Consider the following 23257-nt stretch of genomic DNA (forward strand, 5'->3'; position numbering starts at 1 on the left):
CCGCTGCCCGGCGCGCGGCGGGCAGCCACTGCGCGCGCCGACCGTCCCGTTTGACCCGTCCGGACTCGGTCCCTGAAACGGGTCCCTGCTCGGGATGAGTGCTGGCATGGCTCGCGGTCGCGAGCAGCGCTGTCGAGTGTCGATCGGGTAGGCGCGGGTCTCGACCACCGAGCACTACTTGGCGGCAGGACGCCGCGTCGACCATGGTTTCGGCCGGCCGCAACCGTGACCGGCCGGGCCTCGGCGCCGCGTTCGCACCTGCCGACAAGGCGACGCCCTGGCATCCACCGACCTCGACCGCCTCGCACGCGCGATCCCGGACGCACGCGGCGGCATGGGCCCGGGAGCGGGTCGCGGTGCGGTAGCCGGCGGACTGACCGACGCCAGCGTGGACTCGACGCGCCGCAGTCGCTGGGTGGTTCGTCGGGACCACCCACCGATGTGACAGCGCCCTCCCTGTCGCCGCCGACGGCCGTCAGCTGGGTCTCCCTGGCCGCGTCCCGCGGCACCTGCTCGGGTGTCGGCGTCAGCGTTGGGAAAACGCGCTCGACCCCGCAGTCCGACGGATGACAGGGTGGTGAGGTCGGCGGGCGCCCGCCCGACGCGCGAGCCGAGGAGGCACCCGTGAGCGGATCGAACGGATCGAACGGATCGAACGGATCGAACAAGGCCCCGGACGACGTCAAGGCCAAGATGCGGGAGGCGTTGGCGCGCAAGCAGGCGCACGACCACCCCGACGACTCGGTGGGCAACGAGGGCAAGGCCCACGGTCCCGAGGTCGCCGGCGGCGCCGCGCCCCAGATGCACCGGCGCAAGGCGGGCGGCGGCGGGGCCTGACCCCGGCCCCCGCCCGGCCCGCGCCCGACCGGTCCCGCGTCAGAGCTTGCGCAGCCGCACGTACCGCACCGAGTGGTCGCGGTCCTTGCGGAGCACGAGCGTGGCGCGGGACCGGGTCGGCAGCACGTTCTGCACCAGGTTCGGCCCGTTGATGGCGTCCCAGATGCGGGTCGCCTCGGCGACGGCCTCGTCCTCGGTGAGCGCGGCGTACTTGCGGAAGTACGACGCCGGGTCCTGGAACGCGGTCTCGCGCAGGCGCAGGAACCGCTCGACGTACCAGCGTCGGATGTCGCTCGTCGCCGCGTCGACGTAGACGGAGAAGTCGAAGAAGTCGCTGACGGCGAGGCTCGTGCTGCCGTCGTCGCGCACGGTGGCGGGCTGCAGCACGTTGAGGCCCTCGACGATGACGATGTCGGGGTGCTGCACGACGACCTTCTCGTCGCGGCGCACGTCGTAGGACAGGTGCGAGTAGATCGGCGCCTCGACCTCGTCGCGGCCCGACTTGATGTCGACGACGAAGCGCAGCAGCGCGCGGCGGTCGTAGGACTCCGGGAAGCCCTTGCGCCCCAGCAGCCCGCGGCGCTCCAGCTCTGCGTTGGGGTGGAGGAACCCGTCGGTCGTGACCAGCGCGACGTTGGGGTGCTCGGGCCAGCGGGCCAGCAGCTCCTGCAGCACGCGGGCGGTCGTCGACTTGCCGACCGCGACGGAGCCGGCGACGCCGATGACGAACGGGGTACGGCGGGGCTGCGGGCGCCCGAGGAACCCCTCGGTGCGCCGGTGCAGCTGGCCGTTCGCCTCGACGTAGAGGCTGAGGAGCCGCGAGAGCGGCAGGTAGATCTGCTGCACCTCGTCGAGGTCCAGGTGGGTGCCCAGGCCCCGCAGCCGGCGGATCTCGGCGTAGGTCAGCGGGCTCTCCGTGGCGTCGGCCAGCCCGGCCCACGCGGACCGGTCGAGCTCGACGTACGGGGAGGCGGGCTCGCGTCCGTGGTGGTCGAGGTGCACCACGTCGCCGGCGGCAGACATGGGGGGCATTGTTGCAGCACGCCGTCCCGCCGCGACGGCACCGGGGCCCGGAGTCGCGGGTCCCGGGAAAAGCCCGGAGGCGCCGTAGACTCAGCCGCTATGTGTGGAATCGTCGGGTACGTCGGTCAGCGTTCGGCCCAGGACGTCGTGATCGAGGGTCTGCGGCGGATGGAGTACCGCGGCTACGACTCCGCGGGCATCGCGCTGGTCCACGAGGGCGCGCTGGCGGTCGACAAGCGGGCGGGCAAGCTCGCGAACCTCGAGAAGGCGATCGCCGAGACGCCACTGCCGACCTCGACCACCGGCATCGGCCACACCCGCTGGGCCACCCACGGCGCCCCCACCGACGTCAACGCCCACCCCCACCTCGGCAGCCAGGGCCGCCTCGCGGTGGTGCACAACGGGATCATCGAGAACTTCGCGGCGCTGCGGAAGCGGCTCGAGGACGAGGGCATCGCGCTCGTCTCCGAGACCGACACCGAGGTCACCGCCCACCTCCTCGAGCTGCAGCTGGCGTCGGGGGAGGACCTGACGGTCGCGATGCAGCGCGTGTGCTCGCGCCTCGAGGGCGCCTTCACGCTGGTGGCCGTCGACGCGCTGGACCCCGACCGGGTCGTCGCCGCGCGCCGCAACTCCCCGCTGGTGGTCGGCCTCGGTGACGGCGAGAACTTCCTCGGCTCCGACGTCGCCGCGTTCATCGAGCACACCCGCGAGGCCCTCGAGCTCGACCAGGACCAGGTCGTCACCATCACCCGCGAGGGCGTCGAGGTCACCGGCTTCGACGGCGTCCCCGCGCAGGGCCGGCAGTACCACGTCGACTGGGACCTCTCGGCCGCCGAGAAGGACGGCCACGACTGGTTCATGCGCAAGGAGATCTTCGAGCAGCCGCGCGCCGTGGCCGACTCGCTGCTCGGCCGCACGAACGCCCAGGGCCGGCTCCAGCTCGACGAGGTGCGCCTGAGCGACGACGAGCTGCGCGACATCGACAAGATCATCATCATCGCGTGCGGCACGTCGTTCTACGCCGGCATGGTCGCGAAGTACGCCATCGAGCACTGGTGCCGCATCCCGGTCGAGGTGGAGCTGGCGAGCGAGTTCCGCTACCGCGACCCGATCCTCAACTACTCGACGCTCGTCGTCGCGATCAGCCAGTCCGGCGAGACCGCCGACACCCTGCAGGCCATCCGGCACGCACGCACCCAGCGCTCCCGCGTCCTGGCCATCTGCAACACCAACGGCTCGACGATCCCCCGCGAGTCCGACGCGGTCATCTACACCCACGCCGGCCCCGAGATCGGGGTCGCCTCCACCAAGGGCTTCCTCACCCAGCTGGTCGCGTGCTACCTGCTCGCCCTCTACCTGGCCCAGGTCAAGGGCACGCGGTACGGCGACGAGATCAACCAGGTGGTCCGCCAGCTCGAGGCCGTCCCGGCGCAGATCCAGGACGTGCTCGACCGCGCCCAGCAGGTCTACGACCTCGCCGGGGAGCACGTCGACGCCACCTCCGTGCTGTTCCTCGGGCGCCACGCGGGCTACCCGGTCGCGCTCGAGGGTGCGCTCAAGCTGAAGGAGCTGGCCTACCTCCACGCGGAGGGCTTCGCCGCCGGCGAGCTCAAGCACGGCCCCATCGCGCTCGTCGAGGAGGGCCTGCCCGTGCTCTGCATCGTGCCGTCGCGCGGGCGGGACCAGCTGCACGACAAGATGATCAGCGGCATCCAGGAGGTCCGCGCGCGCGGCGCCCGCACCATCTGCTTCGCGGAGGAGGGCGACACGGACATCCAGCCCTACGCCGACGTGCTCTTCCGCCTGCCCAAGGTGCCGACGCTGCTGCAGCCGCTCGTGGCCACCGTGCCGCTGCAGCTCTTCGCCTGCGAGCTCGCGACCGTGATGGGCCACGACGTCGACCAGCCCCGCAACCTCGCCAAGTCCGTCACGGTCGAGTAGGCGCGGGCCGGGCGTGCCGATCGTGGCCGTGGGGGTCGACGTCTGCGACGTCGGCCGGTTCGGTGCCTCCCTGGAGCGCACCCCGAGCCTGCGCGAGCGGCTCTTCACCCCCGCCGAGGTCGCGGGCCGCTCGCTGGAGTCGCTGGCCGCGCGCTTCGCCGCCAAGGAGGCGCTCGCCAAGGCCCTGGGCGCCCCCGGCGACCTCGCGTGGCACGACGCCGAGGTGCTGCGCGAGGCGGGCGCGGCGCCGTACCTCGCCCTGCGGGGCACCGTGCTGGCCCGCGCCACGGCGCTGGGGGTGCGCGACTCCCACGTGTCGCTGAGCCACGACGCGGGGGTCGCGACGGCGTTCGTGGTGCTGGAGCGCTAGCCGCGCCTAGGCGCGCCGGGCCCGCACGACCGTGCCCGCCACGACGGCCGCGGTCACGAGACCCGCGAGGACGCCCCAGCCCGCCGCGTAGGGCCGGTCGAGCAGCGTGGGGTTGTCGGGCAGCGCGCCGAACCGGCCGAGCACCGGTACCGCGGCCAGCGTCACGGTGAGCAGCACGACGAGACCGGCGGCGACGGGCGCGCGGGCGGGCCCGGGCACCACGCGGGGCAGCGCCCACCCCACCGCCCCCGCGAGGGGGGCCAGCACGGCGTCGTGCAGCACGACGCCGACGACGAACCACAGGGCGACGTCGAGCACCTGCGGCCCCTCCTGGCGCGTGAGCAGGAGGAACGCGCCGTACGCCGCCAGCCCGACGCCGAGCGCCCCCAGCACCCCGCGGACCGCCGTCACGCCCGCACCTCCAGACGGGTGACCCACTTGGTCTGCAGCACGCCGGGCCGGTTCGGCGCGATGAGGCGCGTCGGGGCGCCGTGGTCGAGCGTCAGCGGCTCGCCGGACAGCTCGAGGGCCAGCAGAGTGCGGTCGTCGTCGGCGAAGTTCCCGGGCAGCTCGGTGCGCCGGTAGGGCCCCGACTCCTGCAGCGAGGTCACGACGACGTGCGGGCGGCGTGGCGCGTCGACGAGGTCGAGCACGTCGCGCAGCCGCACCCCGCCCCACGTGCCCGACGCGCTCCAGCCCTCGACGCAGGCGATGGGGAGGGTCTCGGTGCGCTGCGGGAGGGCCGCGAGGTCCGCGCGGGTGAGGAGCACGGTGCGCTCGCCGTGCACCACCTCGAGCCGGTACGCCGGGTCGCTCGCGGCCGCCCGCACGCCCGCGCGCTCGGCCGAGGTGTTGATCGGCACGCCCTGGGGTCCGTCGCCCGAGCGGACGCCGAGCACGGAGACGTCGCGCAGCCACGGGACGCTGCTGCCGGCGGTGGCGAGCACGGCGACGCCGGCCGCGGCCCACGTGGTGCGCAGCAGCCCGCGCCGCGAGAGGGCGTCGGCCCGGGTGGCGGTCGGCCGGTCGAGGGCGGTGTCGTCGACGTCGGCGCCGAGCGCGGCGCGGATGACGGGCAGCTTGACGGCGACGTGCAGCACGAGGGCGCCGATGGCGACCCAGGCGACGGCGAAGTGGGTGGTGCGGAAGGAGAAGTCCTGCCAGGGGTACCAGCGGGCGGCGTTGGCCAGGCCGGTCGCGAGCTGGAAGATCGCGGCGGCGACGAGCACGCCGATGGAGCCGCGCTCGGCGACCTCGAGCAGGCGCCGGCGCGTGCCGCGGGGCACGGGCCGCAGCAGGCGGGGCTGCACGGACCAGAGCTTGACGAGCAGGAGGGGCACGCACGCGATGCCGCTGATGACGTGCAGGCCCTGGGTCACCCGGTAGCCCCACGCGGGGGACGTCGGGAACGGGACCGCGGGCCGGGGCAGCTGCGCCCAGTGGCTGACGAGCCCGGTGAGGAAGCAGACGGCGAAGCAGACGCCGAGGACGGCGCCCACCCGGGCCGCGACGGCCGCGCTCCGCAGCCGCGAGGTGAAAGCGGCCTCGGTGGGCACGGCCGGCCGGCTCACGAAGACGCGCCGGACCCGGTGGCGGGGGCGGGGTTGCCGAGGACGGCGGTCCACCGCTCGTCCTCGTCGTCGTCGACCACGTGGAGGGTGAGGACCTCGAGGCCGGCCGCGCGGGCCAGATCCTCGATCGCGTCGACCCCGACGACCGACCAGCGGAAGGGGCGGCTGACGTCGTCGCCGCACTGCAGGCGGGCCCACCGAGAGGCGATGCCCACGCCCGGACCGGCGAGGTCCACGACGACGCGGCCGCGGGGCTCCACCAGCTCGCGCACCCGGCGCAGCAACGTCGCCGGGTCGCCGCCGATGCCCACGTTGCCGTCGGCCAGGAGCACGGTGGTCCAGCGGCCCTCGTGGGGCAGCGCCTCGAAGACGTCGTGCTGCATCGCCACCACGCCCCGCTCGCGCGCCAGGCGGACGGACTCGGCGACGACGTCGATGGCGAGCACGTCGTGGCCCCGCTCGGCCAGGGCCGCCGCCATCCGACCCGGTCCGCAGCCGACGTCGATCGTCACGCCCTCGCAGAGGTCGAGCACGGCGAGGTCGGACTTCTGGGCGGGGCGGCGCCAGTCGCCCACGGGCAGCGCCTCGGGGGCGTCGCCCGAGGCGTCGGCGGCCCCGATCACCGTGCAGGGCGTGCCGTTGAGGGCGCGGGCGAACAGCTCGGAGAAGGACAGCTCCGTCATCGGCCACCTCCTCCCGCCGGGTCGTCGTGACGTGCGCATGGGGTGGGGTTCGACGCCGCGGCGGAACCGGATGGGTCGGCGTGCCCGGTGGCCGCCCGCCAGCCGCGGGCGAAGCGGGTCGCGGGCGCCGCCGCGGCCACCGTGCGGGCGTCGGCCACCTCGTCGACGTCGACGAGCTCGGGGGCCGTGGCGACGCTCAGCCCGGCCGCCTCGAGCGCCGCGCGGGTCGCGGCCCCGGTGTCGGCCGTCGACATCGGCACGCCCCGCAGGGCTGCCGCGTCGCGGGGGTCGCGCAGGGCCAGCGCCCACCAGCCGCCGTCGGCCGCCGGGGCCAGCACCGCGTCGTGGTCGGCGAGGCCGGCGGCCACCTCGGCGAGGAGGGCCGGGGTCACCTGGGGCGTGTCCATGCCGACCTGCACGACGGGGCCGGGCACGGCGGCGTGCGCCGCCGCGAGCCGCTCGTCGAAGTCGCCGTCGACCTGCGGCCGCACCGTCCAGCCGGCCAGCGCCGTCGTCAGCGCCTCGGTCTCGGCGCCCTCCGCCAGGTCGCCGGCGAGCGCGACGTGGCAGCGGTGGGGGCCGGCGTACGCCTCGGCCGCCTCGAGCGTGTCGAGCAGCGCCGCCGCGGCGAGCGCCGCGGCCTCGGGCATGCCGACCTCGGCGCCCAGCCGCGTCTTCGCCAGGCCCGGGACGGGCGCCTTCGCGACGACGAGGACGTGGGCGGGCTGCGGGGGCCGGGCGCTCACGAGAGCACCCGCCAGAAGTCGCGGGCGGTGCGGACGGTGCCGCGCACGGAGCCGGACACCTTCGAGCGGGTGCCCTCGGCCCGCGGGTGGTAGGCGACGTCGTGCTCGGTGATGCGCCACCTGGCGCGCACGGCCCGGTCGACCAGCTCGACGGGGTAGCCGAAGCGCCGGTCCTCGACGCCGAGGTCGAGCAGCGCGGTGCGCCCCACCACCCGCACGGCGCCGATGTCGTGCATCTGCATGCCGATGCGCCGGCGCAGCCAGGCGACGACCAGCGCGTTCCCGGCCCGGGCGTGCCACGGCCACACGCCGCGCCCGACCGGGCGGCGACGCCCGACCGCCATGTCGGCGCGCCCGGAGCGGACGTCCTCGACCAGGGGCAGCAGGGCGGCGGGGTCGAACGAGCCGTCGCCGTCCATGAACGCGACGAGGTCGGCGGTCGCGGCGAGCAGGCCGGCGTGGCACGCGGCGCCGTACCCCGGGGTCGACTCGACCACCACGCGGGCGCCCAGCGACCGGGCGACGTCCGCCGTGCCGTCGCGCGAGCCGTTGTCGACCACCACCACGGAGAAGGTGTCGGGAACGATCGGCAGCAGGTGCCGCAGCGCGGCCGCCTCGTCCCGGCACGGCAGCACCAGGTCGCAGGCGCCGGCGGGGAGGTCCCCGGAGGAGGAGGGGGGTGTCACAGCAGCCAACAGTAGGTGGCGCCTGGGCGACGCCCGGTCGACGCGGCCGTGCGCGGGGCCCCCTCGCCCAACCGGTCGCTGCCTAGGGTGACCGGCATGGCCGACCTCCCCGCGACCTCGACCTCCGCGCCCGCCGCGGGCCCCCGGCCCCGCACCGTCGCGACGGCGGCCGGGGTGGGGCTGGTGGTGGCCGCCCTGCTGGTGCTGGCCGCGCTGGTCGTGCCGCCCGCCGTCGACTGGCAGGTGTGGGCGCGCTCCGCGAAGGCGCAGGTCTCCGGCGACCTGCCGCCGCTGCACGGCTTCTGGCGGCCCGGGGTGGGCATCGGCACGGTGCCCGCGCTGCTGCTCGCGGCAGCCGGCGTCGCCTGGGGCGGTCGACTCGCGGACCGCCTGGGCTGGCGCGGCCTCCTGCTCGTCGCGTACGGCGCGGGGCTGGCCTGGCTGCTGGCGCTCGCGCTGACCGACGGGGAGAGCGGGCTGACGCGCAAGCTGGGCGCGGACGACGAGTACCTCCCGACCGCGCGCGCGGTCGACGACGTGGGGGCGTTCCTGCAGGGCTTCACCGCCCGGATCCCCGACGAGTCCGAGGGCCAGTGGCCCACCCACGTGGCGGGCCACCCGCCGGGCATGACGCTGTTCTTCGTGCTGCTCGTGCGCCTGGGCCTGGGCGGTGACCTCGCCGCCGCGGTCGTGGTCGTGCTGCTCGCCGCGACGTTGGCGCCCGCCGTGCTCGTCACCCTCCGGGTGCTCGGGGCCGAGGCAGCGGCCCGCCGCGCGGCGCCGTTCCTCGTCCTCACCCCGTCCGCGGTCTACCTCGCCACCTCGGGCGACGCCGTCATCGCGGTCACGACCGCGTGGGGGCTCGCGTGCCTCGCGGCCGGGGCGCGGGCGAGCCGCACGGGCGGCTGGCTGGCCTGGCGCGGCCTGGCCTGGTCGGGCCTGGCCGGCGTGCTCCTCGGGCTGGGCGTGCTCATGTCCTACGGCATGCCGCTCATCGGGCTCGTCGCCCTCGCGGTGCTCGTGGTGGCGCGCTCGTGGCGCCCGCTGCCCGTGGCGGCCGCCACCGCGCTCGTCGTGGTGCTCGTCCTCGCCGCGGCCGGGTTCGCGTGGTGGGAGGCCTACCCCGTGCTGGTCGAGCGCTACTACGCGGGCATCGCCACGCTGCGGCCCGCGTCGTACTGGGTGTGGGGCAACCTCGCCGCCCTCCTGCTCAGCGCGGGGCTCGCCGTCGGCGCCGGCGCGGGGGCCTGGGGCGCCCACGTCGTGGCCGCGCTGCGGGCCCGGCGCAGCGACGAGCCGGGGCCCGGCCCCGACCTGCGGGCCCTGCTGTGGCTCGCGGGCGGCGGGTTCGCCTGCGTCCTCGCCGCCGACGCCTCGGGCATGAGCAAGGCGGAGGTGGAGCGGATCTGGCTGCCGTTCATCCCCTGGCTGACGCTCTCGCTCGCCCTCCTGCCGGCCCGCTGGCGCACCCCGGCCCTGGGGCTGCAGGTGGTGCTGGCGCTCGTCCTGGAGCACCTGCTCTACACCAGCTGGTGACCCCCGGCCCCGCCCCGGCGCCGCCTCAGGCGCGCAGCGGCGCCGTCGCGAACGCGCGCAGTCCATCGGCGGGCAGCACCTGCGCGCGGAAGCCCAGCTCGGCCGCCGCCCGCTCGGGCGAGGCGACGACGTGGCGCACGTCGCCGGGGCGGAACTGCCCGGTGACCTCGGGCGCGAGCCCGGCCTGCGTGCCGGTCGCCACCAGCTCGGCCACCTCGCGGATGGTGACGGGGTGGCCCGACGCGACGTTGTACGCCGCCCAGTGGCCCGGCTCGGCGGCCACGGCGGCCTCGAGCGCGGCCACGTTGGCCCGCGCCACGTCGGCGACGTGCACGAAGTCGCGCACCTGGGCGCCGTCCTCGTAGACGCGCGGCGCCTCGCCCCGCTCCAGCGAGGAGCGGAACATGGCCGCCACCCCCGAGTACGGCGTGTCCCGCGGCATCCGCGGGCCGTAGACGTTGTGGTAGCGCAGCGCCACCGCCGCGGCGTCGGCCTGGCGCACCCACGAGGCGGCGTAGTGCTCCTGCGCGGCCTTGCTCGCGGCGTACGCACCCCGGGGGGCCAGCGGTGCCGACTCGTCGACGAGGGCCCAGTCGAGCGGCCCGCCGCAGACGGGGCACGGCACCTCGAAGTCGCCCGCCTCGAGCGCCGGGACCGGCCGCGGGGGCGGGCTCACGTCGCCGTGCTCCGGGCACGTGTAGCGGCCCTCGCCGTAGACCACCATCGAGGACGCGAGCACGAGGCGGTCGACGCCGGCCTCGTGCATCGCGGCCAGCAGCACGGCGGTGCCGAGGTCGTTGTGGGAGGCGTAGTCGGGGAGGTCGGCGACCTTCACGCCCGCCCCGACGACGGCCGCCTGGTGGCACACCGCGTCGACGCCCTCGAGGAGCGCGGGCCAGACCTCGGGCCGTCGCACGTCGTGCACGTGGACGCCCGGCGGCGCCTCCGCGGAGCCGTGCGCCTGCGGGAGCATGAGGTCGACGCCGACGACCTCGTGGCCCGCCTCGGCGAGCGCGTCGGCGATCGCGCCCCCGATGAACCCGGCCGCGCCGGTGAGCAGCACGCGCATCAGGCGGGCCCGGGCACGTCGTAGGTGAGCTCGACGTCGTCGGCCCACGACGAGCAGCTGCAGCCGTCGGGGTCGGGGAGCCGCTCGATGGTCGCCGTGAGGAGACCCCGCAGGCGGTCGAGGTTCGCCTTGAACCGCTCGAACACCTCGGCCTGGCCGACGCCCTCGCCGCCCTCGGCGCCCGCGTCCATGTCGGTGACGAGCGCGATGGCGGCGTAGCACTGCCGCATCTCGCGGGCCAGCGCCGCCTCGGGGTGGCCCGTCATGTTCACGAGCGTCCAGCCCTGGTCGGCGAACCAGCGCGACTCGGCGCGCGTCGAGAAGCGCGGGCCCTCGACGACGACCATCGTGCCGCCGTCGACGATGCCGCGCTCGGCGCCGCCGCCGGTCGCCTCGCCCGCGGCGAGCACGCTGGCCCGCACCCCGGCGCAGTAGGGGTCGGCGAAGGGCAGGTGCACGGCGCCGGTCTCGACGTAGCTCTGCACCCGGCCCGACGTGCGGTCCACGAGCTGGTCGGGCACGACGACGTCGCCGGGCGCCACCTCGGGCCGCAGCCCGCCGACCGCGCACGGCGCGAGCACCTGCCGCACCCCCAGCGAGCGCAGCGCCCAGAGGTTGGCGCGGTGGTTGATGCGGTGCGGCGGGAACTCGTGGTGGGGGCCGTGCCGCGGCACGAACGCCACGGAACGACCCGCCACGGTGCCGACCGACACGGGGGCGGAGGGCTCGCCGTACGGCGTGGTGACCGTGACCTCGCGCGGGTCGTCGAGGAAGGAGTAGAAGCCGGTGCCGCCGATCACGGCGACGTCGGCGGTGGGGGACGAGGCGTCGTGCGTCATCCCCCCACCGTGCCAGGTCCCGCCAGCGCGCCGGGTCGATAGCGTGACCCCATGAGGTCGGCGCACACCCAGCAGCAGGTCCGGGCCGCGGAGGCGGCGCTCGCGGTGGGTCTGCCCGCCGGCACGTTGATGCAGCGGGCGGCCACCGGTCTGGCGCACGCGGTCGTGGGGCTGCTCGGCTCCGCCTACGGGCGCCGGGTCACGCTCCTCGTGGGCGGCGGGGACAACGGCGGGGACGCCCTGCTCGCCGGCGCGCTCCTCGCCCGCCGCGGCGTCGCGGTCGAGGCCGTGCTGCTGGCGGACGAGGTGCACGCCGCGGGGCTGGCGGCGCTGCGCGCGGCCGGCGGCCGGGTGCGGCGGGGGCTGGGTGAGGACGACGGGGCCGGCGCGCGCCGCCGGCTGCCCGAGGTCGTGGTGGACGGCATCGTGGGCATCGGCGGTCGTCCCGGGCTCCGCCCCGACGCCCGGCGCGCGCTGGAGGTGCTGGCCCCCGCGGGGTCGGGCGTCAAGGTCGTGGCCGTCGACGTCCCCAGCGGCGTCGAGGTCGACACGGGGCGCCTGCCGGAGGGCGACCACGTGCGGGCCGACCTGACCGTCACGTTCGGCACCCACAAGGTCGCCCACCTCGTCGACCCGGCCGCGGCCGCAGCGGGCGCGGTGCACCTCGTCGACATCGGGCTGGGCCCGCACCTGCCGCTCGCCGAGGTCGAGGCGCTGCAGGCCGCGGACGTCGCGGCCCTGCTGCCCCGGCCGGCGCCCGACGCCCACAAGTACGTGCGGGGCGTCGTCGGCGTCCGCGCCGGCTCGGGACGCTACCCGGGCGCCGGCCTGCTGGCCGTCGCGGGCGCGGCGACCGGCCTCGTCGGGATGGTGCGCTACGTCGGGGACCCGGCCGTGCTCGACCGCGTGCGGCACGTGCACCCCGAGGTCGTCGGGGTCGGCCGTGTGCAGGCCTGGACGGTCGGCTCGGGCGGTGACGAGCGCGCCGGGGCCGCCCTGCGGGCCGCGCTCGCCGACGGGGTGCCCGTCGTCGTCGACGCGGAGGCCCTGCGCCACGTCGACCCCGAGCAGGGCCTGCCCGTGCCGGCCGTGCTGACGCCGCACGCCGGCGAGCTGGCCTCGATGCTCGGCGTCGAGCGCGCCGCGGTCGAGGCCGACCCGCTCGCCCACGCCCGCCGTGCGGCCGAGCGCCACGACGCCGTCGTGCTGCTGAAGGGCCGCCGCTCCGTCGTCGCCCGCCCCGACGGCCGGGCCCGCGTCGTCGCGAGCGGCACGCCGTGGCTGGCGACCGCGGGGGCCGGCGACGTGCTGGGCGGCCTCGTGGGCGCGCTGCTCGCGGCCGGGCTGACGCCGTACGACGCCGCCTCCGCCGGCGCGTGGCTGCACGGCGCGGCGGCGACGTACGCGAGCCAGGGCGGCCCCATCACCGCCGGGCAGGTGGCCGACGCCATCCCCGAGGTGGTGCGCGACCTGCTCGTCGGCCTGCGATGATCGCCCCCATGTCTGCCGCGGACCGCCCGGAGGTCGTCGTCGACCTCGCGGCCGTGCGGCACAACGTCCGGGTGCTGCGGGAGCGGGTCGCGCCGGCCGCGATGATGACCGTCGTCAAGGCCGACGGCTACGGCCACGGGATGGTCGAGGTGGCGCGTGCCGCCCGCGCGGCCGGCACCGACTGGCTGGGCGTGGCGACGCCCGCCGAGGCCTTGGTGCTGCGTGCCGCGGGCGACGAGGGACCGCTGCTCTGCTGGCTGACGATGCCGGGCGAGGACCTCGCGCCGGTGGTCGCCGCGGGCGTGGACGTGACGGCGTACTCGCCCGTCGAGGTCGACGGCGTGGTGCGGGCGGCCCGGGCCACCGGCCGGCCCGCCCGGCTCCAGCTGAAGGTCGACACGGGTCTGCACCGCGGCGGCGCCCTGCCCGAGGCCTGGCCCGCGCTCGTGGCCTCGGCCCGCGCGGCGGAGACGGCCGGGGACCTGCGCGTCACGGGGATCTGGTCCCACCTCGCCGCCGCCGAGGAGCCCGCGCACCCGGCGAACGCCGCGCAGGCGGACGTCTTCCGCGCCGCGCTGGAGGTGGCGCACGCCGCCGGCCTGCGGCCCGAGGTGCGGCACCTCGCCAACTCCGCCGGGGCGCTGCTGCGGCCCGACGCCCGGTTCGACCTCGTGCGGTGCGGCATCGCGTCGTACGGCATCGACCCCGCCCCCGACGTGCCGGAGGCCGACGTGCCCGGGGGACGGCCCGCGCTCGTGCCGGCCATGACGGTGCGCGCGCCCCTCGTGCTGAGCAAGGCGCTGCGGCCGGGCGACGGTGTCTCCTACGGCCACACCTGGGTCGCCGACCGGGCGACGACGGTGGGGCTCGTCCCGCTGGGGTACGGCGACGGCGTCCCCCGGCACGCCGCCGCCGGCGTGGGCCCGGAGCAGGCCGCGGAGGTGCTGGTCGCGGGCCGCCGCCGGCCGGTGCGGGGCCGCGTCTGCATGGACCAGTTCGTCGTCGACCTCGACGGCGAGCTGCTGCCGCCCGGCACCCCCGTCGTGCTGCTCGGCCCGGGCACCGCCGGCGAGCCGACCGCGCTGGAGTGGGCGCGGGCCTGCGGCACGATCGACTACGAGGTCGTCACCCGCATGCGCGGGCGAGCACGGCGGGTCCACGTCGACAGCGAGGAGGTACGTCGTGGCTGACGGGTCGCACGAGGGCCGGGCCGGCCGGCGGGCGCTGTGGGCGCTGGCCGCCGGCGCGACGGGTGCCGCGCTGGCCGGTGCCGCCGCGGCCGGGGTCGCGCACCGGCGCAAGGTCATCGGACGCCGCGGCGCCGGCGACGAGGTCGAGCTGGGGTCGCTGCGCTCGCCCGCCGTGACGGTCGTGGCCGACGACGGCGTCGCGCTGCACGTCGAGGTCGACGAGCCCGAGGCGGCGCCGGCCGGGGTGACGGGCGGCGTGCTCCCGACGGTCGTGTTCGTCCACGGCTACGCCCTCGACCTCGACTGCTGGCACTTCCAGCGGGCCGCCTACCGGGGCCAGCTGCGCACCGTCTTCTACGACCAGCGCTCGCACGGACGCTCGGGGCGGTCGAGCCGGGAGAACGCCACGATCGAGCAGCTCGGCCGCGACCTGCGGACGGTGCTCGACCACGTGGTGCCCGAGGGCCCCGTCGTGCTCGTGGGCCACTCGATGGGCGGCATGACGGTCATCGCCCTGGCCGAGGAGCACCCGGAGATGTTCGGCGACCGCGTCGTGGGCGTCGGTCTCGTCTCCACCACCGCGGGCGGCCTCGACCCGAGCCGCGTGCTGGTGCCGGTGCTGCCCCGCACCATCGGCGGCCAGCTCGCCGTGCGCGCGGTCGCCGCGCTGGCGCGGGGCCACCGGGTGGTCGACGGCTTCCGGCGCGCCGGGCGGGCCGTCGCGCTGGTGGCCACCGAGCGCTACGCGTTCGGCAGCGAGGTGCCGGAGAGCTACGTCCGCTTCGTCGACCGGATGCTCAGCCGCACCTCCTTCGAGGTGCTCGCCGAGTTCTTCCCGGCGTTCGGCACCCTCGACAAGTTCGCGGTCGTCGAGGCGCTCGAGTCCGTCCCCACCACGATCGTCTGCGGCACCGCCGACAAGCTCACCTCCATCGGGCACAGCCGCAAGCTGCACGCCCACATCGCCGGGTCGCGCCTGCTCGAGCTCGACGACGCGGGGCACATGGTGATCCTCGAGCGGCACGAGCGCGTGAACGAGGCCCTCGACGAACTCCTGGAGGCGGCCTCCCGTGGCTGACGCGGCTCCCGTGGCTCCCGCCCCCGCCGTCCCCGCCCCGGGCGCCCTGGCCGTGCGGCTCGTGGGTCCCGAGGAGGCCGCGCGGGTCCACGCCGTGGTGCGCGCCGCGTTCGCGGCCCGTCCGGCGCTCGACCCGCCGGCGGACGCGCTCGCCGAGACGCCCGCGTCGCTGGCCGTGGCCCTGCGCCCGGCGGGCGGGATGCTGGCCGAGACGACCGGCCCCGACGGCGTCGGCGAGGCGGTCGGTGCCCTGCTCCTCGACCCCGACCCGGCGCGGGGGCTGGTGTGGGTGCGCCGCTTCGGGGTGCTGCCCGGGTGGCAGGCCCACGGGGTCGGGTCGCGCATGGTGGAGGCGGTCGTCGCACACGCCGGCGACCGCACGCTCGCCGTGCTCGCCCGTCCCGAGCTGCCCCGCTCGGTGGCGTTCTGGGAGGCGCACGGCTTCGTCGAGTCGGGCCGGCCCGCGCCGTACGTCGAGCTCGTCCGCCCCGCGGGGGGTGCCCGGTGAGCGGCGGGGCGAGCGGTGTGGGGTCGGTCCACGAGGTGCCGGACGCCGACGCCATGCGGGCGCTCGGCCGGCAGCTGGCCGGGGTGCTGCGTGCGGGCGACCTGCTCGTGCTCACCGGGGGGCTGGGGGCCGGGAAGACCACCTTCACCCAGGGCCTCGGCGCCGGCCTCGGCGTGCGCGGCGACGTCACGTCGCCGACCTTCGTGATCGCGCGGGTGCACCCCTCGACCGTCGGCGGGCCGGACCTCGTGCACGTCGACGCCTACCGCCTCGGGCGCGCGGCCGAGCTCGACGACCTCGACCTCGACGCCTCGCTGGACGAGGCCGTCACCGTCGTGGAGTGGGGCGCCGGCCTCGCCGAGCAGCTCGCCGACGAGCGGCTCGAGGTCGTGATCGAGCGCGCCGAGGGCGACGAGGGTGACGAGGGGGCCGACCCCCGCGTCGTCCGCGTGCGCGGCGTCGGCCCGCGCTGGGCCGGAGTGCTCGTCTAGGCTCGCCCGCGTGCTGCTCGCCTTCGACACCGCCACGCCCCGGGTCTGCGCGGCGGTCTACGACGCGGACACCGACACCGTCCTCGCCGCCGGCGTCGCCGAGCGCCCCATGAAGCACGGGGAGCAGCTCGCGCCGCTCGTCGCGTCCTGCCTCGCGCAGGCCGGCGTCGACCGGTTCGACCTCACGGCGCTCGTCGTCGGGGTGGGCCCGGGCCCCTTCACCGGCCTGCGGGTCGGGCTGGTGACCGCCCGCACGCTGGCGCACGTGCTCGAGCTCCCGACGTACGGCGTGTGCACCCTCGACGCGCTCGCCGTCGAGGCCGTGGCCACCGGCGCGGTGGGCGAGCCGTTCCTCGTCGCCACGGACGCGCGGCGCAAGGAGGTCTACCTGGCGTCGTACGACGCCGACGGCACCCGCCGCGAGGGCCCCGTCGTGGCCCGGCCCGCCGACGTGGCGTCCGACGTGCCGGTCGTCGGGGCCGGCGCGCTGCTCTACCCCGAGGCCTTCCCGCGGTCCGTCGGGCCCACCGAGCCCGACGCCGGCTGGCTCGCGCGGGCGGTCGCGGGCGAGCGGGTCGAGCTGCTCGACCCCGAGCCGCTCTACCTGCGGCGCCCCGACGCCGTCGCCGCCGCCGACCGGTGAGCGCGGGCGAGCCGCCGGTGCTGCGGATCGCCCGGCCCGCCGACGTCCCCCGGCTGGTCGCCCTCGAGGCCGCCCTCTTCGGGGTCGACGCGTGGAGCGCCGACCTCGTCGCCGATGAGCTCACCGGCCCGGGGCGGACCGTGGTGGTGGCCGCCGGTGACGTGACCGCCGGTGACGCGATCGTCGGGTACGCCGTCCTCGGCGTCGCGGGCGACGTCGCCGACCTGCTCCGCATCGGGGTGGCACCCGAGGCGCGGCGTACCGGTGTGGCCACGGCGCTCCTCGCCGCCGTGCTCGACGTCGCTCGCCAGGCGGGCGCCGAGCGCCTGCTGCTCGAGGTGGCCGCGGGCAACGCGGGGGCGGTGGCGTTCTACGCGCACGCCGGGTTCGCCGAGATCCACCGTCGGCCGCGGTACTACCGCGACGGCTCCGACGCGCTGGTGCTGCAGCGGGAGCTGTAGTCCCGCAGGCGCCGGCCGGCGCGTGGTCCCGCGGCCGGCTGGCCGGTGGCGGCTCGGGTGAGCGGCGCTGGTCTGCCACTGCCGGCCGCGGCCTTCCCGACGCGGCGCTCTCTCCCTCCGGCGAGGAGCCGACGCGTGTGCACCAGCAGCGGGCTCGGCGGTGCTCGAGGTGAGTCCTGCCGTACAGGGGGGCCGAGTGCCCGAAGGCTGGGGACGGACCGTTGCCCGGATCTCGCGCCCGGCGTAGGATCGAACACGTGTTCGACGATCTGGTCCCGGCGGAGCTGCTCGCTGCGGCGTCCGCTGCGGTGCGCGATCGTCGGCTCGCCGAGGTGCGCGACCTGGAGCTGCTGGCCGCGTGGGCGGCGCTGCACTCGGGGGAGTCGGCGCGCCGCGGCAACCCGCTCGTGCCCGTGGGTGGCGAGGGCACCCCGCGGGTGCAGGACCACGCGCTGGGCGAGATCGCCCTGGCCCGCGGCACCGGGGTCACGGCGACGGTGAACGCGCTGGCCGACGTGCTCGACCTGCAGCACCGGCTGCCCCGCACCTGGGCGGTGCTGCGGACGGGGGCGGCGGAGGTGTACGTCGCGCGCCGGGTCGCCCGCACGTCCCGCCACCTCCCGCTCGACCGCGTCGGGGTGGTCGACGCCGCGATCGCCCGGATGATCGCCACCGAGGCCGGCGGCCGGGTGATCGCCGTCGCCGAGGCGAAGGTCGTCGAGGCCGACCCCGACCTGCACGAGGCCCGCGCCGAGGAGGAGCGCCGTCGGCGCTACGTCGGTCTGGGCCGCAGCGACGAGCACGGGCTGCGGACGCTGATCGCCCGGATCGACGCGGGCGACGCCGCCTGGGTCGACGCGACCGTCACGCGGACGGCGGAGATCCTCGCGCCGCAGCACCCCGACGCGGGAGCGGACGAGCTGCGGGCCGTGGCGCTCGGCTACCTCGCCCGACCCGCCGAGCTGCTGCAGCTGCTGGTGGAGTCCGAGGCGAAGGCCGAGACGCGAGCCGAGGCGGGGGATGCCGACACGCAGGCCAGGGACGAGCCGTCCCGGGCCACCGCGTTCCCCGCCGACCTCCTCGACGCGCTGCGTGCGACGGACTGGAGTGCCCTGCGCCCGCGGGCGACGCTCTACGTCCACCTGCACGAGGCGGTGCTGCTCGGCGAGACGGGCGTGACGCGGGTCGAGCAGCTGGGCCCTCGCACCCTCACCGCCCTGCAGGGGCTGCTCGCCGGGGCGGAGGTGACGGTCCGGCCCGTCATCGACCTGGCGGACCGGGTCCGCACCACCGCCTACGAGCACCCGGAGTCGCTCCGGGAGCGCGTCCACCTCGTCACCGGTGGCGACTACTGGCCCTACGCGACCTCCACCAGCCGGGCGGTCGACCTCGACCACCCCACGCCGTACGACGACACGGGCCCACCGGGGCGCGCGCAGACGGGCACCCACAACAGCGGTCCTCTCGGCCGCCGGCACCACCGGTGGAAGACGCACGCCGGTTACCGCTCCCGCCAGACGGGACCGGGCCGCTACGTCTGGTCGACCCCGCACGGGCTCGGCTTCCTCGTCGACCACGCAGGCACCCACGTCGTCTCGTCGGCGGAGGCCCGGCTGATGATCGCGGTGCCGCGCACGGTCGACGCCGACCTCTGCTGACGCCGGCGACCTCTGGAACAATGGCTCCGGTGAGCAACGAACCCCTCGTCCTCGGCATCGAGACCTCGTGCGACGAGACGGGCGTCGGCATCGTGCGGGGCACGACCCTGCTCGCCGACGCGGTCGCCACGAGCGTCGACGAGCACGCGCGCTTCGGCGGCGTGGTGCCCGAGGTCGCGAGCCGGGCCCACCTCGAGGCGATGGTGCCGACGATCGAGCGGGCCTGCGCGACCGCCGGCGTGCGGCTGCGCGACCTCGACGCCGTCGCCGTGACGAGCGGCCCCGGGCTCGCCGGCGCGCTGCTCGTCGGCGTCGCCAGCGCCAAGGCCCTCGCGCTCGGCCTCGGCAAGCCCCTGTACGGCGTCAACCACCTCGCCGCGCACGTCGCCGTCGACCAGCTCGAGCACGGTCCGCTCCCCGAGCCCTGCATCGCCATGCTGGTCTCCGGCGGTCACTCCAGCCTGCTGCGGGTCACCGACCTGACGCTCGGCGTCGACCCGATGGGCGCCACCATCGACGACGCCGCGGGGGAGGCGTTCGACAAGGTCGCCCGCCTGCTCGGCCTGCCGTTCCCGGGCGGGCCGCACATCGACCGGGCCGCGGGTTCGGGTGAGGTGACCATCGACTTCCCCCGTGGCCTCACCGCGCGGCGCGACCTCGAGCGGCACCGCTTCGACTTCTCGTTCTCCGGCCTCAAGACCGCCGTCGCCCGCTGGGTGGAGGCGCGCGAGCGGGCGGGGGAGACCGTGCCCGTCGCCGACGTGGCCGCGAGCTTCCAGGAGGCCGTCTGCGACGTCCTCGTGCGCAAGGCGCTCGACGCCGCCACCTCCGAGGGCGTCGAGGACCTCCTCGTCGGCGGCGGTGTCGCCGCCAACACTCGGCTGCGCGTGATGGTCGTCGAGCGGGCCGAGCGCGTGGGCGTCCGCGTCCGCATCCCACGCCCGGGCCTGTGCACCGACAACGGCGCCATGGTCGCGGCGCTCGGCTCCGAGATGGTCGCCCGCGGCCGCACGCCCTCCGCGCTGGACCTGCCGGCCGACTCCTCCCAGCCCGTCACCAGCGTCCTGGTCTGAGGTCGTCGGTCCGGGGCGATACGTTGGCGGGCGAGACGACGTACGGGCCCCGGCCCGGGAAGAGGGAGACGCTGATGCACGAGGTCAAGGCGGTCGTGGCGAAGGCCAAGGGCGAGCCGGTGAGCCTGGAGACGATCCTGGTGCCGGACCCGGGGCCGGGTGAGGCGCTGGTGCAGGTGCAGGCCTGCGGGGTGTGCCACACGGATCTGCACTACCGCGAGGGCGGCATCAACGACGAGTTCCCCTTCCTGCTGGGCCACGAGGCGGCCGGCGTCGTCGAGGCGGTCGGCGAGGGCGTCACGACGGTCGCCCCGGGCGACTTCGTGGTCCTCAACTGGCGCGCGGTGTGCGGCGACTGTCGCGCGTGCGACCGGGGGGAGCCGCAGTACTGCTTCGCCACGCACAACGCGACCCAGAAGATGACGCTGGCCGACGGCACCCCGCTGTCGCCGGCGCTGGGCATCGGCGCGTTCGCCGAGAAGACCCTCGTCGCGGCCGGGCAGTGCACGAAGGTCGACCCCGAGGCACGGCCGGCGGCCGTGGGCCTGCTGGGCTGCGGCGTCATGGCCGGCATCGGTGCGGCGATGAACACGGGCAACGTGTCGCGCGGCGACGTCGTGGCCGTCATCGGCTGCGGTGGCGTCGGCGTCGCGGCGATCGCGGGCGCGGCGCTGGCCGGCGCGGGCACGATCATCGCGGTCGACATCGACGCGGGGAAGCTCGAGGCGGCGACGAAGCTGGGCGCCACCCACACGGTGAACTCCTCCGAGACCGACGCGGTCGAGGCCATCAAGGCCATCGCCGGCGCGGCCGCGGGCCACCGGGGCGCCGACGGCGCCGACGTCGTCATCGACGCGGTCGGTCGCCCCGAGACGTGGAAGCAGGCGTTCTACGCGCGCGACCTCGCCGGCACCGTCGTCCTCGTCGGCGTCCCCACGCCCGACATGACCATCCCCGAGATCCCGCTGATCGACGTGTTCGGTCGCGGTGGGTCGCTGAAGTCGAGCTGGTACGGCGACTGCCTGCCGAGTCGCGACTTCCCGATGCTCGTCGACCTCTACCGCCAGGGCCGTCTCGACCTCGACGCGTTCGTCACCGAGGAGATCGCCATCGACGGCGTCGAGGCCGCCTTCGAGCGGATGCACCAGGGCGACGTGCTGCGCTCGGTCGTGGTGCTCTGATGGCCGCCCGCATCGACCACGGCGTCGTCGCCGGCACGTTCTCGCTCGACGGCGAGACGTTCGACGTCGACAACAACGTCTGGGTCGTGGGTGACGACGCCGAGTGCGTCGTCATCGACGCCCCGCACGACGTGGACGCGATCCTGGGCATCGTGGGGGACCGGAAGGTCAAGGCGATCGTGTGCACCCACGCCCACGACGACCACGTCCGCGTCGCGCCCGCCCTGCGCGAGCGCGTCACGGCGCCGATCCTGCTGCACCCCGACGACCGCCCCCTCTGGGAGCTCACCCACACCGACGAGCTGTGGGACGTCGACCTCAGCGACGGCCAGGAGATCGCGGTCGGGGGCACCACGCTGCAGGTGCTCCACACGCCGGGCCACGCCCCGGGCGCGGTGTGCCTCTACGCGCCCGAGCTGGGCGCCGTCTTCACCGGCGACACCCTGTTCAACGGCGGGCCGGGCGCCACCGGCCGCTCGTTCTCCGACCGCCCCACGATCGAGGCGTCGATCCGCGCGAAGCTCTTCGCGCTGCCCGACGGCACGGTCGTGCACACGGGCCACGGCGACGACACCACCATCGCGGCCGAGAAGGCCGCCCTCGGCTGAGACCGTCGGGTCCTTGACCGGATCCTGACGGGGCGGTGCCGTTCCCTGACGGCCTGCCCCCTCCCCGGGGCGCGCGGCCGGGCGGAGGCTGGGGCCGTGAACCGCGAGTACCTCGTCCCCGTCCGCACCACCCGCTGCGGCGCCCTCGTCCTGCGCACCGCCCGCGTCGACGGCGTGGGCCGCGTCGGCCTGGCCTTCAGCGGTCGCCGCGCGCTCGAGGCCGCGATGGGTACGGCGACGCCCGCCGTCGAGATGTCCCTCGGCGCCCTGCAGGCGATGCTGCTGCCCCTCGGCGTCGAGGAGGTCGAGGTCGACCCCTGCCTCGTCGCGCACGTCGCGCGCCCCGCGACCGTCGGGCCCGCCGTACTCTCGGGGGCGTGAGCGAGAGCGAGCAGCAGGCGTCCGCCGAGCGCATCGAGGTCCAGCGCGTCGTGGCGGCGCCGGCCGCCGCCGTCTACGACCTGCTCACCGACCCGCAGGGCCACGTCGACATCGACGCCTCCGGCATGCTCATGGACGCCAGCGGCGAGCGGCCGCGCGCGGTGGGAGACAGGTTCGTCGTCCACATGGACCGCGACGCCCTCGGCGACATTCCCGACCTACACGAGTACGACGTCACGGTCGTCATCGAGTCGCTCGTGCCCGACCGCGAGGTCTCCTGGAGCATCGTCGGGCGGGTCAGGCCGCCGATCGGGCACGTCTACGGCTACCGCCTGGAACCGGTCGAGCCCGGCGCCGACGGTCGCGAGCGCACGCTCGTGACCAGCTTCTACGACTGGTCGGCCGCGCGGCCGGAGTGGAAGGCGATCTTCCCGCTCATCCCCGAGCAGAGCCTCAAGGCCACCCTCGGCATCCTCGCCCGCACCGTCGTGCGCCGGGTCCGGGCGGGCTGAGCTCGCCACGACCGACCGACGGAACGACCGACGGGCTCGGGCCCGGTCAGGCCCCGACGATCCGCAGCGCGATCTCGGCGTACCGCTCGCCGACGTCCTCGGGGCTCCACCCGCCGCCCTCGCGGTACCACCGCGCCAGGTCGATGCCCATCGACAGCACGGCCGCCGCGGCGATGCGCGGGTCGGGGCAGGCGAACCGTCCGGCCGCCACCCCGTCGACGACGATGCCGCGCAGCTCGGCGTCGATGGCGCGCCGCAGCCCGTTGATCTCCGCGAGGTGCGGCTCGCTCAGCGCCGCCAGCTCGTAGTTCACGATCCGGGCCCGCGTGTGCCCGCGGGCGTGGTGGACCGCGAAGTCGCGCACCGCCTGCCGCAGCTGCTCGGCGGGGTCCGGGTCGGCGGCACGCGCCCGCCGCAGCAGCTCGAGCGTCGCCAGGTGGCCCTCGCGCGAGATGACGAAGAGCAGCTCCTCCTTGGAGCGGTGGTGCACGTAGAGGGCGGCCGGGCTCATCTGGGCCCCGGTGGCGATGTCGCGCGTCGTCGTGCCGTGGAACCCCTTCTCGGCGAAGGCCCGCACGGCCGCCTCGACGAGCCGGGACCGCGAGCTGTCGGCGCGGCTGGGGCTCGGGGCCGTCTCGGTCTCGTCCACCGGCACATCCTCTCGGGAGGGGTTGACGC

The 23257-nt window shown here is 76.3% G+C and carries 24 protein-coding genes and 1 pseudogene; 16 read left to right on the top strand and 9 right to left on the bottom strand.

The features are described 5' to 3' along the window. Positions 1-624 precede the first annotated feature (624 nt). Positions 625-837, top strand: coding sequence for a DUF5302 family protein (locus INN71_RS01335; protein WP_277497652.1), 213 nt, complete (start codon positions 625-627; stop codon positions 835-837). A gap of 39 nt (positions 838-876) precedes the next feature. Here the strand turns inward: INN71_RS01335 and coaA are convergent, their stop codons facing one another. Continuing rightward, positions 877-1860: a type I pantothenate kinase gene (gene coaA, locus INN71_RS01340; protein WP_277497651.1), complete on the bottom strand. Its 984-nt coding sequence runs from the start codon at positions 1858-1860 to the stop codon at positions 877-879. Between the two features lie 99 nt (positions 1861-1959). Between coaA and glmS the strand changes: the two genes are divergently transcribed. Then, the gene (glmS, locus tag INN71_RS01345) at positions 1960-3804 is read left to right on the top strand and encodes a glutamine--fructose-6-phosphate transaminase (isomerizing) (RefSeq protein WP_277497650.1); all 1845 of its coding nucleotides are present in this window, start codon (positions 1960-1962) and stop codon (positions 3802-3804) included. A gap of 13 nt (positions 3805-3817) precedes the next feature. Next, the gene (locus INN71_RS01350; protein WP_277497649.1) at positions 3818-4174 is read left to right on the top strand and encodes a holo-ACP synthase; all 357 of its coding nucleotides are present in this window, start codon (positions 3818-3820) and stop codon (positions 4172-4174) included. 6 nt (positions 4175-4180) lie between these two features. Here the strand turns inward: INN71_RS01350 and INN71_RS01355 are convergent, their stop codons facing one another. Genes INN71_RS01355 through INN71_RS01375 form a run of 5 tightly spaced genes read right to left on the bottom strand, consistent with a single transcriptional unit; the run spans position 4181 to position 7860 of the window. Then, positions 4181-4585, bottom strand: coding sequence for a hypothetical protein (locus tag INN71_RS01355; RefSeq protein WP_277497648.1), 405 nt, complete (start codon positions 4583-4585; stop codon positions 4181-4183). Then, the gene (locus tag INN71_RS01360; RefSeq protein WP_301799258.1) at positions 4582-5730 is read right to left on the bottom strand and encodes a molybdopterin-dependent oxidoreductase; all 1149 of its coding nucleotides are present in this window, start codon (positions 5728-5730) and stop codon (positions 4582-4584) included. Before INN71_RS01360 ends, INN71_RS01355 begins: the two co-directional genes overlap by 4 nt. An 11-nt stretch (positions 5731-5741) precedes the next feature. Next, positions 5742-6428 (bottom strand): bifunctional 2-polyprenyl-6-hydroxyphenol methylase/3-demethylubiquinol 3-O-methyltransferase UbiG, encoded by a 687-nt coding sequence (locus tag INN71_RS01365; protein WP_301799261.1) that lies wholly within the window; start codon positions 6426-6428, stop codon positions 5742-5744. Then, a complete protein-coding gene (locus INN71_RS01370; protein ID WP_301799263.1) occupies positions 6425-7174 on the bottom strand; it encodes a DUF2064 domain-containing protein in 750 nt (249 codons plus the stop codon). Before INN71_RS01370 ends, INN71_RS01365 begins: the two co-directional genes overlap by 4 nt. Then, positions 7171-7860, bottom strand: a complete 690-nt coding sequence (locus INN71_RS01375) for a glycosyltransferase family 2 protein (protein WP_301799265.1) — start codon at positions 7858-7860, stop codon at positions 7171-7173. The genes INN71_RS01370 and INN71_RS01375 overlap by 4 nt, the downstream gene beginning before the upstream one ends. A 96-nt stretch (positions 7861-7956) precedes the next feature. On the opposite strand from INN71_RS01375, the gene INN71_RS01380 reads away from it, so the two are divergent. Then, positions 7957-9396, top strand: a complete 1440-nt coding sequence (locus INN71_RS01380; RefSeq protein ID WP_301799266.1) for a hypothetical protein — start codon at positions 7957-7959, stop codon at positions 9394-9396. Positions 9397-9421: 25 nt separating this feature from the next. Here INN71_RS01380 and INN71_RS01385 read toward each other — a convergent pair whose 3' ends face one another. Together INN71_RS01385 and INN71_RS01390 are read right to left on the bottom strand one after the other, a co-directional pair. Continuing rightward, positions 9422-10465 (bottom strand): NAD(P)-dependent oxidoreductase, encoded by a 1044-nt coding sequence (locus INN71_RS01385; RefSeq protein ID WP_301799267.1) that lies wholly within the window; start codon positions 10463-10465, stop codon positions 9422-9424. Further along, complete coding sequence (locus tag INN71_RS01390; RefSeq protein ID WP_277497641.1) at positions 10465-11304, bottom strand: S-methyl-5'-thioadenosine phosphorylase; 840 nt, start codon at positions 11302-11304, stop codon at positions 10465-10467. The genes INN71_RS01385 and INN71_RS01390 overlap by 1 nt, the downstream gene beginning before the upstream one ends. Positions 11305-11355: 51 nt before the next feature. Between INN71_RS01390 and INN71_RS01395 the strand changes: the two genes are divergently transcribed. The 12 genes and pseudogenes from INN71_RS01395 (at position 11356) to INN71_RS01455 (ending at position 22579) form a co-directional block, all read left to right on the top strand. Then, a complete protein-coding gene (locus tag INN71_RS01395; protein ID WP_301799269.1) occupies positions 11356-12795 on the top strand; it encodes an NAD(P)H-hydrate dehydratase in 1440 nt (479 codons plus the stop codon). An 8-nt stretch (positions 12796-12803) separates the two neighbouring features. Continuing rightward, entirely contained in the window at positions 12804-13985 is a 1182-nt protein-coding gene (gene alr / locus INN71_RS01400) for an alanine racemase (RefSeq protein WP_301799270.1), read from the top strand. Then, entirely contained in the window at positions 13978-15063 is a 1086-nt protein-coding gene (locus tag INN71_RS01405) for an alpha/beta fold hydrolase (protein ID WP_301799272.1), read from the top strand. Before alr ends, INN71_RS01405 begins: the two co-directional genes overlap by 8 nt. A 46-nt stretch (positions 15064-15109) precedes the next feature. Beyond that, positions 15110-16062: pseudogene (gene tsaE / locus INN71_RS18070) on the top strand (tRNA (adenosine(37)-N6)-threonylcarbamoyltransferase complex ATPase subunit type 1 TsaE). A 10-nt stretch (positions 16063-16072) separates the two neighbouring features. Then, on the top strand, positions 16073-16705 hold the full coding sequence (tsaB, locus tag INN71_RS01420; protein ID WP_277497636.1) for a tRNA (adenosine(37)-N6)-threonylcarbamoyltransferase complex dimerization subunit type 1 TsaB: 633 nt from the start codon (positions 16073-16075) through the stop codon (positions 16703-16705). Beyond that, the gene (locus INN71_RS01425; RefSeq protein WP_301799275.1) at positions 16702-17166 is read left to right on the top strand and encodes a GNAT family N-acetyltransferase; all 465 of its coding nucleotides are present in this window, start codon (positions 16702-16704) and stop codon (positions 17164-17166) included. The genes tsaB and INN71_RS01425 overlap by 4 nt, the downstream gene beginning before the upstream one ends. A gap of 257 nt (positions 17167-17423) precedes the next feature. Next, positions 17424-18824, top strand: a complete 1401-nt coding sequence (locus INN71_RS01430) for a hypothetical protein (RefSeq protein WP_301799276.1) — start codon at positions 17424-17426, stop codon at positions 18822-18824. Between the two features lie 20 nt (positions 18825-18844). Continuing rightward, positions 18845-19897 carry a tRNA (adenosine(37)-N6)-threonylcarbamoyltransferase complex transferase subunit TsaD gene (gene tsaD / locus INN71_RS01435; protein ID WP_301799277.1) on the top strand — a complete coding sequence of 351 codons (1053 nt, stop codon included), beginning with the start codon at positions 18845-18847 and terminating at the stop codon, positions 19895-19897. A 74-nt stretch (positions 19898-19971) separates the two neighbouring features. Beyond that, a complete protein-coding gene (locus INN71_RS01440; RefSeq protein WP_277497632.1) occupies positions 19972-21078 on the top strand; it encodes an S-(hydroxymethyl)mycothiol dehydrogenase in 1107 nt (368 codons plus the stop codon). After that, positions 21078-21686: an MBL fold metallo-hydrolase gene (locus tag INN71_RS01445; protein ID WP_277497631.1), complete on the top strand. Its 609-nt coding sequence runs from the start codon at positions 21078-21080 to the stop codon at positions 21684-21686. The genes INN71_RS01440 and INN71_RS01445 overlap by 1 nt, the downstream gene beginning before the upstream one ends. A 96-nt stretch (positions 21687-21782) precedes the next feature. Continuing rightward, positions 21783-22067 (top strand): hypothetical protein, encoded by a 285-nt coding sequence (locus INN71_RS01450; protein ID WP_277497630.1) that lies wholly within the window; start codon positions 21783-21785, stop codon positions 22065-22067. Beyond that, complete coding sequence (locus INN71_RS01455) at positions 22064-22579, top strand: polyketide cyclase (protein WP_301799284.1); 516 nt, start codon at positions 22064-22066, stop codon at positions 22577-22579. The genes INN71_RS01450 and INN71_RS01455 overlap by 4 nt, the downstream gene beginning before the upstream one ends. A 46-nt stretch (positions 22580-22625) precedes the next feature. On the opposite strand, the gene INN71_RS01460 is transcribed toward INN71_RS01455, so the two are convergent. Further along, positions 22626-23228: a TetR family transcriptional regulator gene (locus tag INN71_RS01460; RefSeq protein WP_301799286.1), complete on the bottom strand. Its 603-nt coding sequence runs from the start codon at positions 23226-23228 to the stop codon at positions 22626-22628. Positions 23229-23257: the final 29 nt, after the last annotated feature.

Origin of the sequence: Nocardioides sp. ChNu-153, from assembly GCF_030466625.1 — a bacterium.
Classification (GTDB): domain Bacteria; phylum Actinomycetota; class Actinomycetes; order Propionibacteriales; family Nocardioidaceae; genus Nocardioides.

What these genes read in the sequence shown, in the direction of transcription:
- INN71_RS01445 (WP_277497631.1), top strand. Translation starts at nt 21,078, where the DNA reads ATGGCCGCCCGCATCGACCACGGCGTCGTCGCCGGCACGTTCTCGCTC.
- glmS (WP_277497650.1), top strand. Translation starts at nt 1,960, where the DNA reads ATGTGTGGAATCGTCGGGTACGTCGGTCAGCGTTCGGCCCAGGACGTC.
- INN71_RS01395 (WP_301799269.1), top strand. Translation starts at nt 11,356, where the DNA reads ATGAGGTCGGCGCACACCCAGCAGCAGGTCCGGGCCGCGGAGGCGGCG.
- INN71_RS01440 (WP_277497632.1), top strand. Translation starts at nt 19,972, where the DNA reads ATGCACGAGGTCAAGGCGGTCGTGGCGAAGGCCAAGGGCGAGCCGGTG.
- INN71_RS01385 (WP_301799267.1), bottom strand. Translation starts at nt 10,465, where the DNA reads ATGCGCGTGCTGCTCACCGGCGCGGCCGGGTTCATCGGGGGCGCGATC.
- INN71_RS01365 (WP_301799261.1), bottom strand. Translation starts at nt 6,428, where the DNA reads ATGACGGAGCTGTCCTTCTCCGAGCTGTTCGCCCGCGCCCTCAACGGC.
- INN71_RS01390 (WP_277497641.1), bottom strand. Translation starts at nt 11,304, where the DNA reads ATGACGCACGACGCCTCGTCCCCCACCGCCGACGTCGCCGTGATCGGC.
- INN71_RS01380 (WP_301799266.1), top strand. Translation starts at nt 7,957, where the DNA reads ATGGCCGACCTCCCCGCGACCTCGACCTCCGCGCCCGCCGCGGGCCCC.
- coaA (WP_277497651.1), bottom strand. Translation starts at nt 1,860, where the DNA reads ATGTCTGCCGCCGGCGACGTGGTGCACCTCGACCACCACGGACGCGAG.
- alr (WP_301799270.1), top strand. Translation starts at nt 12,804, where the DNA reads ATGTCTGCCGCGGACCGCCCGGAGGTCGTCGTCGACCTCGCGGCCGTG.
- tsaD (WP_301799277.1), top strand. Translation starts at nt 18,845, where the DNA reads ATGGCTCCGGTGAGCAACGAACCCCTCGTCCTCGGCATCGAGACCTCG.